General features: G+C 40.4%; 14 protein-coding genes. 7 read left to right on the top strand and 7 right to left on the bottom strand.

The features are described 5' to 3' along the window. The first annotated feature begins 643 nt into the window (after positions 1–643). Complete coding sequence (locus FTT88_RS13015) at positions 644–1255, top strand: response regulator transcription factor (RefSeq protein WP_180005275.1); 612 nt, start codon at positions 644–646, stop codon at positions 1253–1255. Between the two features lie 88 nt (positions 1256–1343). Here FTT88_RS13015 and ppk1 read toward each other — a convergent pair whose 3' ends face one another. After that, entirely contained in the window at positions 1344–3425 is a 2082-nt protein-coding gene (ppk1, locus tag FTT88_RS13010; protein ID WP_180005274.1) for a polyphosphate kinase 1, read from the bottom strand. Between the two features lie 145 nt (positions 3426–3570). After that, entirely contained in the window at positions 3571–4248 is a 678-nt protein-coding gene (gene mtgA / locus FTT88_RS13005; RefSeq protein WP_078193019.1) for a monofunctional biosynthetic peptidoglycan transglycosylase, read from the bottom strand. Between the two features lie 78 nt (positions 4249–4326). On the opposite strand from mtgA, the gene FTT88_RS13000 reads away from it, so the two are divergent. Beyond that, on the top strand, positions 4327–5151 hold the full coding sequence (locus FTT88_RS13000; protein ID WP_180005273.1) for a rhomboid family intramembrane serine protease: 825 nt from the start codon (positions 4327–4329) through the stop codon (positions 5149–5151). Positions 5152–5280: 129 nt separating this feature from the next. Here FTT88_RS13000 and FTT88_RS12995 read toward each other — a convergent pair whose 3' ends face one another. Further along, positions 5281–7782: an ABC transporter permease gene (locus FTT88_RS12995; RefSeq protein WP_180005272.1), complete on the bottom strand. Its 2502-nt coding sequence runs from the start codon at positions 7780–7782 to the stop codon at positions 5281–5283. Next, complete coding sequence (locus FTT88_RS12990) at positions 7779–8510, bottom strand: ABC transporter ATP-binding protein (protein ID WP_180005271.1); 732 nt, start codon at positions 8508–8510, stop codon at positions 7779–7781. The genes FTT88_RS12995 and FTT88_RS12990 overlap by 4 nt, the downstream gene beginning before the upstream one ends. 11 nt (positions 8511–8521) lie before the next feature. Here FTT88_RS12990 and FTT88_RS12985 point away from each other — a divergent pair, with 11 nt between their 5' ends. Further along, a complete protein-coding gene (locus FTT88_RS12985; RefSeq protein ID WP_078193022.1) occupies positions 8522–9151 on the top strand; it encodes an arylesterase in 630 nt (209 codons plus the stop codon). Positions 9152–9233: 82 nt separating this feature from the next. Here the strand turns inward: FTT88_RS12985 and FTT88_RS12980 are convergent, their stop codons facing one another. Continuing rightward, a complete protein-coding gene (locus FTT88_RS12980; RefSeq protein WP_078189941.1) occupies positions 9234–9848 on the bottom strand; it encodes a carbonic anhydrase in 615 nt (204 codons plus the stop codon). A 334-nt stretch (positions 9849–10182) separates the two neighbouring features. Between FTT88_RS12980 and FTT88_RS12975 the strand changes: the two genes are divergently transcribed. Beyond that, positions 10183–11223: an alpha/beta fold hydrolase gene (locus tag FTT88_RS12975; RefSeq protein WP_373683073.1), complete on the top strand. Its 1041-nt coding sequence runs from the start codon at positions 10183–10185 to the stop codon at positions 11221–11223. 46 nt (positions 11224–11269) lie between these two features. Next, positions 11270–12277: a hypothetical protein gene (locus tag FTT88_RS12970; protein WP_180005270.1), complete on the top strand. Its 1008-nt coding sequence runs from the start codon at positions 11270–11272 to the stop codon at positions 12275–12277. 37 nt (positions 12278–12314) lie between these two features. On the opposite strand, the gene FTT88_RS12965 is transcribed toward FTT88_RS12970, so the two are convergent. Further along, a complete protein-coding gene (locus tag FTT88_RS12965) occupies positions 12315–14510 on the bottom strand; it encodes a TonB-dependent siderophore receptor (protein ID WP_180005269.1) in 2196 nt (731 codons plus the stop codon). A gap of 229 nt (positions 14511–14739) precedes the next feature. After that, on the bottom strand, positions 14740–15378 hold the full coding sequence (gene nfuA, locus FTT88_RS12960; protein WP_078189947.1) for a Fe-S biogenesis protein NfuA: 639 nt from the start codon (positions 15376–15378) through the stop codon (positions 14740–14742). Positions 15379–15536: 158 nt separating this feature from the next. Here nfuA and FTT88_RS12955 point away from each other — a divergent pair, with 158 nt between their 5' ends. Together FTT88_RS12955 and FTT88_RS12950 are read left to right on the top strand one after the other, a co-directional pair. Beyond that, positions 15537–16154 carry a rhomboid family intramembrane serine protease gene (locus FTT88_RS12955; RefSeq protein ID WP_111884441.1) on the top strand — a complete coding sequence of 206 codons (618 nt, stop codon included), beginning with the start codon at positions 15537–15539 and terminating at the stop codon, positions 16152–16154. A 245-nt stretch (positions 16155–16399) separates the two neighbouring features. After that, the gene (locus tag FTT88_RS12950) at positions 16400–16579 is read left to right on the top strand and encodes a hypothetical protein (protein ID WP_180005268.1); all 180 of its coding nucleotides are present in this window, start codon (positions 16400–16402) and stop codon (positions 16577–16579) included. Positions 16580–16795 lie beyond the last annotated feature (216 nt).

Raw genomic sequence — 16795 nt, 5'->3', positions numbered from 1 at the left:
GCAAGTAACTTGGACCAGTGTTGATCATTTAGCATTGTTCGAGGCATAGCGAGTGTAAAATTGGGTTTGGCGATTTAATTTTACTATCTCGCTATTTTTTTAATCAACAAATGTCAACAGACCCTAATACATCTTAGTAAAATATAACTTTCGTTAAAATCACTAGTTTCAGGTATTTTAGATAAAGTACGTCTGATTCATTTTCAAAGGGCTTTTTTCATAATTATGTTTTGTGCTATAAAATAACCATAATGAGAAATAAATCACATTATTTTAAATAGTCACTAATATTCATGTTTAAAATAACTAAGCAATAGGTGAATATTAACTCATATCAGAAACAGTTCAATTTATTAGTTGTCAAAATACTGCTTTCACATTTCATTTATTATTTTCAATTCGAATCGAAATCTGATGATTATTTAATCAATATTCTAAAAATAAAAACGAAAAAACTATAAATCTTTGCATTCAACATAATGAAAAACACAAAAAACCATACATTAATTAAATTCTATTATATCACAATAACTTAATTATACTTTGATGTATAAATCACTACTTCTAGGTATATTTTTCTAATTCACTTCCATGCACATTATGGAAATGCAATTTGATTAAAAATAATAAATGAGCGAAATGTATGATGAGTGAATTTTTATTACCAGTACCCGTTTTGATCATTGATCATCAATCAATGACTTCAAAAACAGTGCTGTTTAACATCTTAGGAGACCTCGGTTATCCTGAAGACCTCATTACATTTTCAGAAAATTTAGCAGATGCAGAACAACAAATTTTCAATCAATTGCCAAATTTAATCTTTTTAGTGGTCACGCAACAGTCTGATATCTCATTCATACATAAAATTAAGAAAATCTATCCTTCAAGTAATCTCATCATTTTAGTCAATGAACAATCTGCTGATTTAACCTTACATGCGATTCAGATCGGTGCAACCGCCTATATGCTGATTCAACAACCGATTGAAGACACTTATAACCAACTGAAAACCATTTTAAGAGGTGGGGCTGCCCTTCATCCTAGTTTTGCTAAATTTTTATTGAGTGAAACTTTTAGTCCGCAAAATGCAGCGCCGAAGCAGCTCAGTCTAAATCCAGCTGAATATCAAATTTTAGATATGGTCAGCCATAGTGCGACTCAAGAGCAGATGGTCAATGAATTAAAACTTTCTACTTATCAAATTGATGGTTTTGTCAAAAATATCTACCGCAAAATTTGTAGCTACAGCTAAATTTAGCTGAGATAAAGGATTCAAAAACAATTTATAAATTTAAAAAAATAAAGGGAGCAGATGCTCCCTTTTACTTTGTTTAGCATATTTATTTAAATGCATCTAAAAGTACATGCTGTGAATTATGTGCTTCTTCGCCCTCTTGAACATGGGTACGAATCCAACGTCCATCACTTTGGAGTAACCAAGCTTGCTGATTATCTTTTAGATAATTCACTAAACCTAATTGATAAATACGCTTTTTCAAGGCTGGATCTTCAATTGGGAAACAGGCTTCCACACGATTAAATAAATTACGATCCATCCAGTCTGCACTTGAACAGTAAATCCGTGCATCGCCATTATTACTGAAATAATATACTCGGGTATGTTCTAAGAAACGGCCAACAATAGAACGTACGCGAATATTTTCAGACAGCCCCGGTAATCCCGGACGCAAACAACAAATAGAACGAATAATTAAATCAATCTGTACACCCGCTTGTGACGCTTCATACAGTTTATTGATCAACTGAACTTCAGTTAATGCATTAACCTTGACAATGATTTGCGCAGGCTTACCTGCTTTTGCATTGGCAATTTCATTATCAATATAATTGATCAGTTGAGCATGTAAGGTAAATGGCGCATGCAGCAGTTTTTTCAACTTCGCCATTTTGCCCATACCAGTCAGCTCTTGGAAAATGCGATGTACATCCTCACAGAGTTCTTTATCAGTGGTTAACAGGCCATAATCGGTGTAGATGCGCGCATTGCCCGCATGATAGTTACCCGTACCTAAATGCACATAACGCACCAATTTATTATTTTCACGGCGTACCACCAAAATCATTTTGGCATGGGTCTTATAACCCACGATGCCATACACCACCACTGCGCCCGCTTCTTGTAATACATTGGCTACAGCAATATTTGATTCTTCATCAAATCGTGCACGAAGCTCAATTACTGCGGTAACCTCTTTGCCATTACGTGCTGCTTCCGCTAAAACTTGCACAATTTCAGAGTCTGCACCACTTCGATAAAGCGTTTGTTTAATGGCCAAAACTTGTGGATCACGTGCAGCTTCACGCAGTAGGTTAATTACAGGTGCGAATGATTCAAAAGGATGGTGTAGCAAAATATCTTGCTTTTGCATCGCACTAAAAATGTTTTCAGATTTTTTGAGTACTTTCGGTATAACAGGAATATGCGCGTCATAACGTAGATGTGGACGTTTAAAGTTTGACAGTAAACGTGCAAGGTTAACTGGTCCATCTACTTTATAGAGTTGCTCTTCTTCTAAATCGAACTCATCAAGCAAATATTCATAAATATGCTGCGGACAATTTTCTGTCACTTCCAAACGAACGGCGCGACCAAAACGACGTGAATTCAACTCACCTTTGAGGGCTTTAGCCAAATCTTCAACATCTTCATTCAAAGCCAAATCGGCATTACGCGTCACGCGGAATTGGTAGCAACCCGTCGCCGTCATACCGGGGAACAAGTCAGAGACATGTTCATGAATAATTGCCGATAGCATCACATGATGCTCTTTACCACCGGTTAATTCATCAGGAATCCGAACGACACGTGGCAGCGAACGCGGTGCAGGTACAACGGCTAAGTCAATCTGACGACCAAACGCATCCTTCCCTTCTAAAGTCACAATAAAGTTCAGCGACTTATTCACCAAGCGAGGGAATGGATGTGCAGGATCTAAACTAATTGGGGTTAAAACTGGTGCAACTTGTTCTTGGAAATACTTTTTTACCCAAGCCGATTGTGCAGGGGTTAACTCACCACGGCGTAAGAAGCAAATATCTTCCTCACGCAGTTTAGGTAAAATTTCTTGATTTAAAATACGATACTGGCGCTCAATTGCCGCATGCGCTGTCGCAGAAATTTCATCTAATACTTGTTTTGGTGTCAAACCATCTGGACTACGGCTTTCATTGCCTAAGTCTAGCTGTTCCATCATTCCCGCAACACGAATTTCAAAAAATTCGTCTAAGTTACGTGAAAAGATCAGCAAGAAATTCATGCGTTCAAGTAATGGATGTATCGGATCAACCGCTTGTTCGAGCACACGCAGATGAAAGTCGAGAATCGATAACTCTCGATTGATATAACGATCATTATAAGTATATTCAGTAGGTACTTGCGCGACTTCAGCTGCGGTATTCATCTCAAACCCATATAAAAAATGTGTGCTGTACTCAGTTTAGTATGCTTCAAATTTATGACAATTTCATAAAAAAAGCCCATTAATATGAGCTTTTTGTTGTAATTCAAATCACTGCCATGCCATTTGACGAGTGTTTAGATCGTTCTTAATCTGGGATATGGCTATAACGCATATATTTTTGGATCATGCGCTTACGATAATTTAGCTTACGATCTTGTCGATTTTCATCATAATATTTTGGATTGGGTAAAATAGCCGCAATAAACGCTGCTTGCTCTCGACTCAAACTCCTTGAACTTTTACCAAAGTAGTGCTGTGTTGCAGCTTCTACGCCGTAAATGTTATCCCCAAACTCAACCGAGTTGAGATATACCTCTAAAATGCGTTGCTTCGTCCACATGCGCTCCATCATCCATGTTGCAACGGCTTCCTGCCCTTTTCGAATAAATGAACGCTTGTTATACAAAAATAAGTTTTTTGCCAATTGCTGAGAAATGGTAGACCCACCTGCGACTACTTTGCCTTTATCTTTATTGCGTTCTAAGGCATTTTGCATGCCTTCCCAATCAAAACCTTTGTGTTGTAAAAACTTGCCATCTTCCGCGGCAACAACAGCATGTTTGACATAATCACTGATTTGGTCGTAATCACGCCATTCATGCTTAATCGGTTTAGACGGCTCTGACCAATAATCTAATCGCATCATCATCGTGGATTCCACAGGATGTGTACGCCACCACACCAGACTACCAAAGATCCAAAGCTGCACCAAAAGCACAAGACTGACAAGAATTAACAATGTACGAACAATAAAGGCTTTCATGTCAGTGTGTTACTCCAGAAATTCTGTTTTTTCATGTTAAGCTTATTTTTAAATTTTTTGACACAGTACAAGAATAGCATGTCTGAACTCAGCCCTCCTGCTGTATCAACCCGTAAGCTGCAAATCCAACTGTGGTGGATCACGGCACTCTTAATTACCATCAATGTTGGACTCTTTGGCTGGCAAGTGTTGCATGGAATGAACGTAAGCCAACCCGACACACTGGATGCTTTGCGTTGGGGTGCTGATTATGCACCTTTAACCTTTTTAGAGGAACCCATCCGCTTATTCAGCAGTATGTTTTTTCATTTTGGCCTGATTCACTTGATGTTGAATATGTGGGCTTTGTATATTTTTGGCAGTGTTGCCGAGCAAATGTTAGGTCGTTTCTACTTCCTCGGCCTGTATGTTTTAGCCGGACTGATGGGAAGTTTATTGAGTGGTTATTTAACCATTCAAGACAGCTATGCATTATTGGCCGAAGGTGCAGCCAATCAGCAGCTTTTTCCGAGTATTGGTGCAGGCGCATCGGGTGCAGTGATGGGTCTCGGTGCAGCGCTGACGATTATTTCGCTGCTCCCCATTTTACCTAAACAGCAATTTTATCTGGATAAAAAAACTTTATTAATGGTGATGGGCATTAACCTCGCGATGGGCTTTATGATCAGTGGAATTAATAATGCCGCGCATATTGGCGGCATGTTGATGGGGGCTGCGTTGGCTTTTATTTGGTATTTAGGACAAAAAGTACATCAATCCCTAATCATTCAAATGATCGGTCTAATCGCCGCAACTGTCGGATGCTATCTGTTTTATCTGCATTGCCAACAATTAATCCAACCGATTTTACCGCTTTGGGAACACTTTATCCTGCTGATGAAGCAATCGCTCACAGCACATTAAATAGTGGAATGAACCCAGTGGCTATCAACACAGACATGTTGAAAACACGTCAAATCTTGTCTAAATCCAAACTACGCACTAGGTTCTTGCTCCACTTTTAATTAGCTCAACCGTTAACCTTCTCCACGCTTAACTATTTAGTTCACGCAAACTTTCTAAGGGTGGGATGTCGCAAAGATAACTTAAGCGATAACGTCCAATCAATGTACAGACTAAGGTCATTACCAATGGGAGGATCAACCAAATCTCGGCATGTAGTTGGATGACCAGTTCCATTTTATAACTGACAATCGCACTGATTACTTCGGCAAAAATACATGCCACGACACCTGAAATTAGCCCCATCAAACCAACTTCCAAACTGAGCATCGACTTTAGCTTTTGCTTGGAACTGCCAAAGGAACGCAGTAATGCCACTTCTTTTTTGCGTTCATCCATAAATAAGTTCAAACATGCGATCAAGACCAAAATGCCTGAAATACTGACCAATAGCGCCAAGATAGTAATAATCTGAACCAATACGCTGACGATGCGTTTGATCTCATCCAAAATCAGACTGACATCAATAAACACGGTATTCGAAAACTGCTGAATTAGACCAATTAACTGATTTTTATCTTGTGGTGGAACATAGAAACTCCCCAAATAGCTGCCTGCATTTTCATCCATGGTTTGGGGAGAAAAAATAAAGAAGAAGTTTGGACTAAAGCTTTCCCACTCCACACTGCGAAGGTTGATCACCTTGGCTTGTAAAATCCCTTCAGGAAGGCTAAAACTCAGTCGATCTCCAATTTGAATACCCAGTTCTTGTGCGGTTTTCACTTCTACCGATACTTCGTTAACCTGTTGAAAGTGCTGATTGCCCGCGATGATTTGATTATCTTTTGGAAAAGTTGCAGCCTGTGTGAGATTCAATTCACGGCGTAATGAATTATTGCTTTTAATTAAGACATCCGAAAAAGGAAGATCATTTTTGGCAACTAAACGCCCACGAATATTCGGGTACATCGGCGTCCCTTGCCAACCATGCTGCTTGAGTTGTTGATTAAAATCCTGCAACTCAAATGGCGGTAATCCATAAACAAATTGGTTAGGTGTCCCTTGTGGTAATTGTTGTTGCCAACGTTCCAGCAAATCTGTACGCAATACCGCTAAAACCGTGATCAGGCTTAGCCCCAATGCTAATGCGGTAATTTGAAATGCCGTTTGATACGGTGTGCGTATATACGCTGAGATTTTCGTCCCCCAACTTTTCAAGGCCTTTAAACTGAGCCAAACCATCATATATAGGCCGATACATAGGAAGATGATGGCGCAAATCAGCCACAGGGTGAGTTGAAAATTTTCAGTTAAAACCACACAAAACACCACCAAACTAAGTGTCCCGAAACTAAGCATCCAAAGCATGGAACGTACAGAACGCTCTTGTTGTCGTATCACCCGTGCTGGCGGTGTCCCTAATAATTGCCAAAGACTTGGTAGAACAAATCCTAATAACACAATCGCACTGGTGAATATTGCAATGGGAAGCGGGCCAAGCAGCATAGACAGGGCTGAAAACTCTAACTGTAAATTTGGAATCAGCTGTAGCATCAGTTGCAATAAACCATAACCCAATCCCAGACCAATCACACTTCCAAACAGGATTGAAAGCCCGAGTACAACCAACAGTAAAGCCAAATAAGCACTTAATATTTGCTGTTTGGTCGATCCAATACAGCGCATCAGTGCAATGGCATCCTGATTTTGTTGTACATAGCGCTGGCTGGTTAATGCGATGGCGATGCCACAAAGTAGAATGGTTAAAATATTCGCCAGTTGTAAAAACGTTTCTAGGTTGGCTATCGGCTTCATCAAGCGGGTATTGCCTTCACTGGCATTTCTCAGTTTTAAACTGCTTTGAGCCGCATCTTGAACCTGCGCATGATCTGATTTAGCAGTACGGTTTTCGCTTTGATCGCCAAATTTCTGCTTATACAGTTTTTCAAATCGCTGTGTATTTTGTGCATCTCCAGCCATTAACAGGCGATATTCAATCCGGCTTCCTACTTGGATGGCATTGGTTCTCGCCACCTCAGACTGCGCAATCATAACCGTCGGTGAAAAACCACTGAAGCCAAGCTCTTGATTGGTGTCATGAATGATTTTGGCACTGACTTGAAAAGCAGCATCAGCAATATTGATCTGATCTCCAACCTTAACGCCCAACAAATCCATAGCACGCGGACTTAACCAGACCTCACCTGCTTGTATAGAACGGTTTAGTTTCGGTTCTGTTTCGAGTTCACCTCGTAATGGAAATGCAGCATCAACGGCTTTGACATTAACCATGACAAATTGCTGATCAGTGTGCGCCATGCTGCTAAATAGCGTGACATTCGATTGTTTTAATTGCTGTGCTTTGGCTTGTTGTCGCCACTCTTGTGGAATTGGTTCATTGCCTGTCAGCACCAAATCTGCTGCCAACATTTCAGCAGCTTGTAGCGCTACAGCATTTTGAATTTGTACATTACTAAACTTTAAAGCCGTGGTGGCACTGATCGCCAAGGTTAGTGCGATCAATAATAAATACACACCCGTGGTTTTAAAACTCAGCTGTAAGAGTGGTCGAAACAGTGCCAAAAGATTCATGCAGCATCTCCTGTTCGATGCTCAATCAATTGACCATTGACCAATTCAAAATGGCGCTGACATTGACGGGCCAAATCGGCATCATGTGTCACCAATACCAATGTGGTTCCCATTTCACGATTTAACTGAAATAACAATTGTTCAATTTCCTGTGCCGTTGCACTGTCTAAATTGCCTGTCGGTTCATCTGCAAAGATCAGATCGGGTTCACTCACCAAAGCACGGGCAATCGCAACCCGTTGCTGCTCACCACCGGATAAAACTTTGGGAGCTTGATGCGCTTGGCGTTCTAGTCCGACCTTTGCTAACAGTTTTAATGCTTTTTCTTCGGCGGCTTTGACCTGAAAATTTGCTTTTAGCCGTAGCGGCAGCATGACATTTTCCAGTGCCGTTAAATGTGGCAACAACTGGAAAGACTGAAAGACAAATCCAATATGAGCCAAACGGACTTGAGCACGCTGTTCTTCATTTAATAGATGAATGTCTTGACCACAGACCCGTAATTGTCCCGAACTGGCCTGATCTAAGGTCGCCAAAATACCCAACAAGGTGGATTTACCTGAACCAGAACGACCAGTAATCGCAACTTGTTCCCCTGCAAAGATTTCAAGATCGAGTTGTTCGAAGATCGATAACTGTTTTTGTGGAAGTTGTATCTTTTGTGTCAATTGCTGTGCAGAAATAATCGCCTGTGGCATGATGTCAACATCTGTCGTGAGTTGGGTCATATCTTCCCTATATGCAAAATCGCATTCAAAATAATCGTCTATTGAGTTACTTGCTGGCTATTGCACTGATGTTCTGCCCGATGCTGCTCTCTGCCAAAACCATCATGATTTTGGGCGATAGCTTAAGTGCAGGTTATGGTGTTTCAGTGCAGCAAGGTTGGGTCCACTTATTACAAAAACGTCTAGACCAACAGTATCCGAAACAACATAAAGTGGTCAATGCAAGTGTCAGCGGTGAAACCACCAGTGGTGCTTTGGCACGACTGCCTAAACTGTTGCAAACTCATCGTCCAGACCTTGTGGTGATTGAGTTAGGTGGTAATGATGGTTTACGCGGACAGCCCCCTGCACAAATTCAAAAAAATTTAGCGCAGCTGATTCAAAAAAGCCAACAGGCCAAATCGAAAGTCATTTTATTTGGAATGAAAATTCCACCGAATTATGGCAAGGCATATAGCCAAGCTTTTGAAAATAACTATCAAGTGTTGAGCCAACAGTACAAAGTCAAATTATTGCCTTTCTTTATGCAAGGGGTTGCGGGACATAAAAACTTAATGCAACAAGATCAGATCCACCCGAATGCCAAAGCGCAAACAATTTTGCTGAACAATGCTTATCCATTGATCAAAGCAAGTTTATAAATTTAGTTGGTGAAAATCGGTTCATAAAAAAGGCGCTTCATTTGAGCGCCTTTTTTAATATCTTGTCTTTACTGTAATTTGCTTAGAAATCGTAGAAGCTTACTTCACCTGTTTCGAGTGAATACTCAGCGCCTACCACTTTTAATTTGCCTTGCGCAATTAAGTTTTCGAGGACTGCTGAACCATGACGAAGTTGATTCACTGATGCAAAAACGTTTGAACGTACTGCATGCATTGAAAGTTTTTCAAGGTCATCTTTCAATTCAGTTTGCATGAGTATTTCTACAGATGGACGAACGCGGTTCACAATCGACATCAAGTTTGCTGATGGTGGTGTCGCAGGATTAGTTAAAGCTTCAATCGTAGAATGAATCGCGCCACAGTGTGTATGACCCAATACAATGACCACAGGACATCCAAAGCTTTCTGCTGCAAATTCCACGCTACCGACTTGAGACGGTGCCACAATATTACCTGCAACACGAATCACGAATAAATCGCCTAAGCCTTGGTCAAAGACCATTTCAGCAGGAACACGTGAGTCTGAACACCCTAAAATAATCGCAAAAGGTTCTTGGCTTTCGGCCATTTCAGCACGTTGTTGATGCGTCAAAAGCTTCGGGTGATTCGTTTCACCGTTTACAAAACGTTGATTCCCTTTCTTTAAACGATCTAAAGCTTCTGCTGCTGCTAGCATGTTCTAATTACCCTTATCCGAAGTTGCAATATTTTAATCCCAGTCGAATCGATTGTCACTTGCAAAAACAATTGCTGTGAATTTTTTCTACGACGATGCATCTTGATAGAAAATGCTACTCCACATTCATCAAAAAAAATTATTTTTTCTGTAATGGTTCACATTATTAAAACGCAAGTTTAACCACGTCAAAAAAGCAATGGATGACAAAGGTCATTTTTAATTTACAATATATTTCATAAATATACGCTTTCGCTATTTCAGCCCATTCTGATAATAGTCATATAAATGATCTAAAAAATATATCGATTCGATTTAACTGGGGTAAACGTCAATGAAAGGACATCATTCACGCATTTTTGGCTTTTTCAAGCTAGCAACAATTTGCTGTATGACGTTTACTGCCAACAACACTTTGGCTGCAAATCCGTCTCCCATCAGCAAAAACCTGGCTGTACCCTCTATCGTGCAAAACTATTTGAGCCAAGAGCGTAAAGCGGCTGGTTTAGTCACACACAGTGTTCAAGTCGGGAATGTGAATTGGAGTTATAGCGAAGGCGGTCAACGCTCTAAACCTACCATCTTGCTGATTCATGGTTTAGGTGGCACACGTGATAATTGGAATCGTGTTGCGCATTATTTAACACCGAACTATCACGTGATTATCCCCGACCTACCGGCCAATGGCGATACGCATGTGCCGGTCGATTTTGATGTCTCAGTGCCGAATGTCACGGAACAACTACGCCAGTTTGTCCTTAAAATAGATATTGAAGATAAACTGAATGTCGCAGGTCACTCATTGGGTGGTTCCATTGCCACGGTATATGCCTCTCAATATCCCTTTGATACCCAAAGCCTATTTTTACTCAACAGCGCGGGCATTTATAAACAGGCCAATACCAGTTATACCCGCGACCCGTATAAACTTAAAAATTTAATCGTTTCAAAACCGGGTGATTTAGATGATGTTATGCATAAACTCATGCAAAATCCGCCCAATGTTCCAACACAGCTTAAAGAAGCGCAGGAAAATATCTTAATTGCGCGTGCGCCCTTCACCAGTAAAATGATCGATCAAGTCGTCACACTCAATCGAATCTACACCCCTGAAACTTTTGCTCGATTAACACGAACGGTGGAAGCACCAACCCTGATCCTTTGGGGCAAACAAGATAAAATTTTTAATGTTGAAGTGGCTGGCGAACTCAAGTCATTACTGAAACGTGCAGAAACCCCTGTAATTTTAAATAACGTCGGTCATATGCCAATCTTAGAAGCCGAACAACAAGTTGCAGACCATTACTTACCTTTCCTTGCGAAAAGTCAAAAGTTTAAAAACCCTTTGGTAGATAAACTGATTCAGTTAAACTGAGCATTCGCCATTTTTAGATACCCATCACTGGGACTTCAGGGAAAGTATGCAGAAAAACCCGATGATTGAGCAGTTGATTGACGCTCAACTGAACTTTTTAGATCAGAGCTTTTCACACAATGATACCGTAGCCACTGAATTCACCCATTTTTATCAATGGTTTCGTAAACAAACTTTGCAGCAGATTTGGAGTTTTGATCAAATCAATGCCTTGTTGCAGAAACAAATTTTAAATACCCCTGCAAGTCAATTTCTGATTGAGCAAATTGCTGAACATATCAAATTTGCACTGATTCATCCTGCAAATGACAGCACCACGATTGCCGAAATCATTCCTGTGTTGACCATTGATAAAATTGCACAGTATGTGGCGAGTAAACAGGGACATCGTCAACGTTTAATTCATACCATGGTCAACAATCCTGCATTTTCAGCCATGATCAGTCAGTTGATTCAACATGCGATACAAGATTATTTAGACAACTCAGTTATTGCGAAATCTGTCCCCGGTGTTTCACGATTTATGAAAATGGGGAAATCGGTACTGGAAAATGTCACTGATACCAATTTAGATAATGCAGTCAGCAAATACTTACAAAAGAATATTTTAAAGCTCAGTCAAATGAGTGAAACCGTGTTAAATCAGCACTTTGATGATCATAAGCTGTACCATTTTCAAGCCAATTTGTGGCATAAAATTAAAGCGCTGCCAGTTTCAGTATTAAAGAACTATGTTGAAGTTCAGGACTTGCCGCAAACAGTTGCCATGGGTCATGAAATTTGGGACTTTATGCGACAGTCTGAGTATATGAAACAGCAAGTGCATGATGGCGTATACGCTTGGTACGTGCGCAATGCAGAACGCCCTTTTGATTTATTGCTACGTGATTTAAATATTGATGAAGCACTGATTCAGCATGAACTTCAAAACTTACTCAATCCTATCGTTCAACAAATGATTGAGTCGGGTTATTTGCGTGAGCGTTCACGTCTCTATTTAGAACAATTCTACTACTCAAGTGAAGCACTGAAAATTTTAAATATCCCAACATAAAAAAAGCCGCGTGAAGCGGCTTTTCTTTTGGAAATACTTAGAATTGGTATTTCAAACTTGCATAGTAAGCTCGACCCGGCTCGTTATATGTTTGGTTGACCGTTTTATCACGCAGTTTTTGCTCATCAAATAGGTTATTCACACCGATACGAGCACTCAAGTCCGCATTAAATTTATAACCAAAGTTAATGCCTGCAATGCCATAACTTTTCACGCTATCCATCGCTAAGCCAGCTTTGTTTTCGAGACTGGTTTCTGCATATTGACGTGGCTTTTGACGACCATATTGGGTATAGACAAAGTTACTGTCTAATCGATCCGTGATGTTGTAGTTCAAAATAGAGTTTATGGTGTAATTCGGAATCACTGAAAGCGGATTGCCAGTACGTTTATCTTCAGAGTTGATCATATAGGTAACGTTATTGGTCCACGTGATATCACCCCAATCTAAAGAAATACTTCCTTCAACACCTTCCACCAAAGCTTCCGGCGTATTCATCCAACGCAGTACATTATACGTTGTACCATTTACTTCTAGTTCTTCCAGACGTGTATCCCCCGCAACGATCTTATTTTTATAATCATTACGGAACCATGCAAAGCTTGCATTCACGATGTCTTTTTCGAACTGCACACCTAACTCTTTATTCACTGAAGTTTCAGGTTTGAGATCGCCATTACCTTGTAATAGACATTGGCTCAGCCCAATCGGACAGCCATTACCGCGAGTACTTAACAGATAACCTTCCGCATTTTGGTACATATTGGGTGCTTTATACGCCTTAGCCACACCACCTTTTAATGTCCAATAGTCGCCAAGCTTTTGCGTAATATTGAGACTTGGACTCCAGCTATCTCCCGATTTACTATGATTATCATAACGCAGTGCCAAAACAACATCGGTGCTTTCGCCCAAATTCATATTATTTTCAATATAGGCCGACGCAATCCGTGAATCCATGTGTGAACGGTCACCTGAGGTCAACACATCACCAAAACCGCCTGTGCCAGCTTGTGTATTAACCGTATCGGTAAAGTCATCTTCAACCCATTCAGCGCCTAAAGTTAATACTTGTGGGACATACCATTGGAACGGCAGATTGGCTTCTGCATTAAAGCGAATGGTTTCTAGATATGACGTTTGTTTATTTTCAAGATTATTAATCTGTCCCTCAGTACTACCGCCTGTTCCTTCAGGTAGGCGTTTATTTTTGGTTTTGTCATATTGCGCAATGAGTTTACTGTCACCCCACCCCCACGTACCTTCATGGGTTAATGCAAAACTATCACGATAAATGGTATTGGTTTCTTCACCAATTAAAGCCGATAGAATAGGCGCTTTGTTTGGATCGGCTGGATCAAATACACTGTTTTGACTGTCACCTGCAAAACGGTTGCCTTGGCGGCCAACACTTGCGTCAAACATCAAGACTTGTTGATCGTTCAACTGCCAAGCCAAACGCCCTGCAATATCTTTATTTTCAACGCCTTCTCGACCCGCCATACGCGCGGCATTGTCCATTAAGGCATTAATATCCGCAGCATCTGAATCGGTTTTGTTATAACTACCGTATAAACGATATGAAAGGACATCTTTGAGAATTGGCCCGCTCAAGTTAAAGCTTTCACGGTGACTAGCACCCTCTTTAGCGTCTTCAGGCTGATTGGTAAAAACTTCCACAGAGCCATGCACTTCGTTGGTCACTTTCTTGGTTTTAATATTGACCACACCACCCATCGCACCTGAACCATAACGCGCTGCAGCTGGACCACGCAGTACTTCAATCGATTCAATAGCATCTACAGGTACCCAGTTCGAATCGCCACGAGTATCACGCTCACCGCGCCAGCCATAACGTACTGAGTTTCTCGAATTTACGGGCTTACCATCAATTAAGATCAACGTGTTTTCAGGCCCCATACCACGGATATCAATCTGACGGTTATTACCACGTTGGCCTGTGGCACTGTTACCAGTCAAATTCACACCCGGCATACGGCGCACATGCTCTGAAATATCATTCACAACCGGCATTTTTTCTAAATCTTCTGCCGTAATTTTTGAAGCACCTAATGATTGTTTAACCTGTTCTGCTGCGGTAACAACAATGGTTTCCATCTTCGTTACGGATTCGTCTGTTGCTTCAGTTTGCACATCTTCTGCATGCGACAAACTCACCAATGCACAGAGGATTGAAAGTGTCAGCGTTGATTTGAATAGTTGTTTGGTCATTGAGTGCTTCCAAATGAACGTATTTATGGAGAAATCTAGAATAATGTGTTGCACATTGTAACCACCACAAACAATATTGCAATTAATTTTAATAATCATTCTCACTTATATTTGTGATATAGCTTATCATTTTGATGTAAAAACCCTAGAAATATCTAAAAATCTTCGTTTTTTTGATTTAGACAATAAAAAAGCCGCAAGGTTGCGGCTTTTTATAAAAATACTGAACTTATTTGAAATAAGCACCTTCAGTATTACTGTGATCCGTTTGGTCAACAACGCGCATTAATTCAGGTACATGCTGCTTCAATGTTGTTTCAACACCTTGTTTCAAGGTTAAATCGATTGAAGAACAACCTTGACAACCACCACCGAATTTAAGCACTGCAGTTAAACCATGTTCTGCATCTTCAACCACTTCTACCAGTGCACAGTTACCACCATGACCTGCAAGGCCAGGGTTAATTTCTGACTGTAGAACATAAGTGATACGCTCTTCTACAGAGGCATCTGGACCCACACGTGGCACTTTTGAGTTTGGTGCACGGAATGTTAACTGACCACCAAAACGGTCTTTGTTATAGTCAATCACCGCATCCAAAAGATATGGAATAGACGGTGTGTCAATAAATGCAGGGAAATCTGGATAGTCTTGTTTATAGTCTGTAGGCACAACTTCTTCTGGTGCACTGTAAGCCATACAACATTCAGCACGTGGCGTACCCGGATTTTCCACAAAAACACGTACACCAATGCCCGGTGTATTTTGTTTATCCAAAAGATCTTTCAAATACTCTTGGGCATTTGGAGTGATCAATAGGTTTGGAATTTCTTCAGCAACTGCTGTGCTGTTGTTCTCAGTCGACATTACAATATTTCCTCAAGCTGAAGTCGCTATTTTAACTTAAGATGCGGGGCATTAGAAAAAAATCAACTAAAATTGTCGGAATTATTCTGAAAGTTCACGCTTTAGGCAGATTTAATGGCATTATTGAGCATAAATTTTAACAAGTAGAATAGTCATATATGTTGGGCCTACCCTTTAACCACACCGTGACCATTATCCTGATTACGGTGGTGATTTCACTGATTGCATTTTCAAATCAGAAAGTGATGAATCGTTTGTTATTTTGGCCGCCAGCCCTTAGTCGTGGCGAGTATGACCGATTTATTAGCCATGGTTTTATTCATGCAGATGGCGCGCACCTATTGTTCAACATGATTACCTTATTTTTCTTTGGTAGCGTGATTGAAAGTTTTTATCGCCAATATTTCTTCGACATGGGCTTTGTGCTGTTTTACTTGGGCGGCTTGATCGCAGCGATTATTCCGAGTTATTTAAAACATAAGCACGATACCCATTGGGCAAGTTTAGGGGCTTCTGGGGCGGTATCTGCAGTACTCTTTGCTTATATCTTGTTTGAGCCGTGGAAACTGATTTTTGTATTCTTTATTCCTGTTCCTGCGATTATTTTTGCCGTGCTATATGTTGCTTATAGTATCTGGTCAGGTAAACGTGGCAACAGCAACATTAACCACAGCGCACACCTTTGGGGCGCAGCGTATGGTGTAATCATGACGATTATTCTTGAACCGAAGCTCATTCCACATTTCTTAAGTCAGTTATTAAACGTTCCTTTCTAACGTTAAGTCTAAAAAATCAGCTGGATTTAACCTGAAAATGACAGCCTAAACCGTTTCAGTTTAGGCTTTTTTATTGTGCTTCGTTAAACCGAAATGTCCTTTAATTTTTTTCTTTAGCCAATTTCCCACATTTACAGCACCGCACTTTGAATATCGAGCTATACAATTTCACAGCAGATTGAAACGCTATCTACCCTTGCCCTGATTTAAACTGAAATGACACAGAATAAAAAAGGAAAATTCCAATGAAAATAGTCCTGATGTTCTCAAGTTTGCTGTTGACCTGCGTGTTGAGTGCTTGTGCCGTTCACACTCGTGAAGGCAGTATCGTGGTCGACCCAGATCGTAATCACTATCCTTATAATTACCCAGATCGCCATGGCGACTTTTGCCCGCCCGGACAGGCTAAAAAAGGCCGTTGTTGATTTGCCGTTATTGATTTAATGCCCTCTTCTTTTAAGCCTTCAAACCGAAGGCTTTTTCAATTCCGTCAGTAAAATTTGAAGCTGTATATTCTACGAAAGTTCACAAAAGCACATGACAAATCATATAAATCTGGCATTTTATGCCACCCTGTTTTTTAATTTGGCATAGATAATGTATACATCTGTATATTAATGACAAAATTAGCTGAGATATTT

This window comes from Acinetobacter sp. YH01024, from assembly GCF_013420195.1.
Taxonomy (GTDB): Bacteria; Pseudomonadota; Gammaproteobacteria; order Pseudomonadales; family Moraxellaceae; genus Acinetobacter; species Acinetobacter amyesii.
This window is presented reverse-complemented; position numbering and strand designations above follow the sequence as displayed.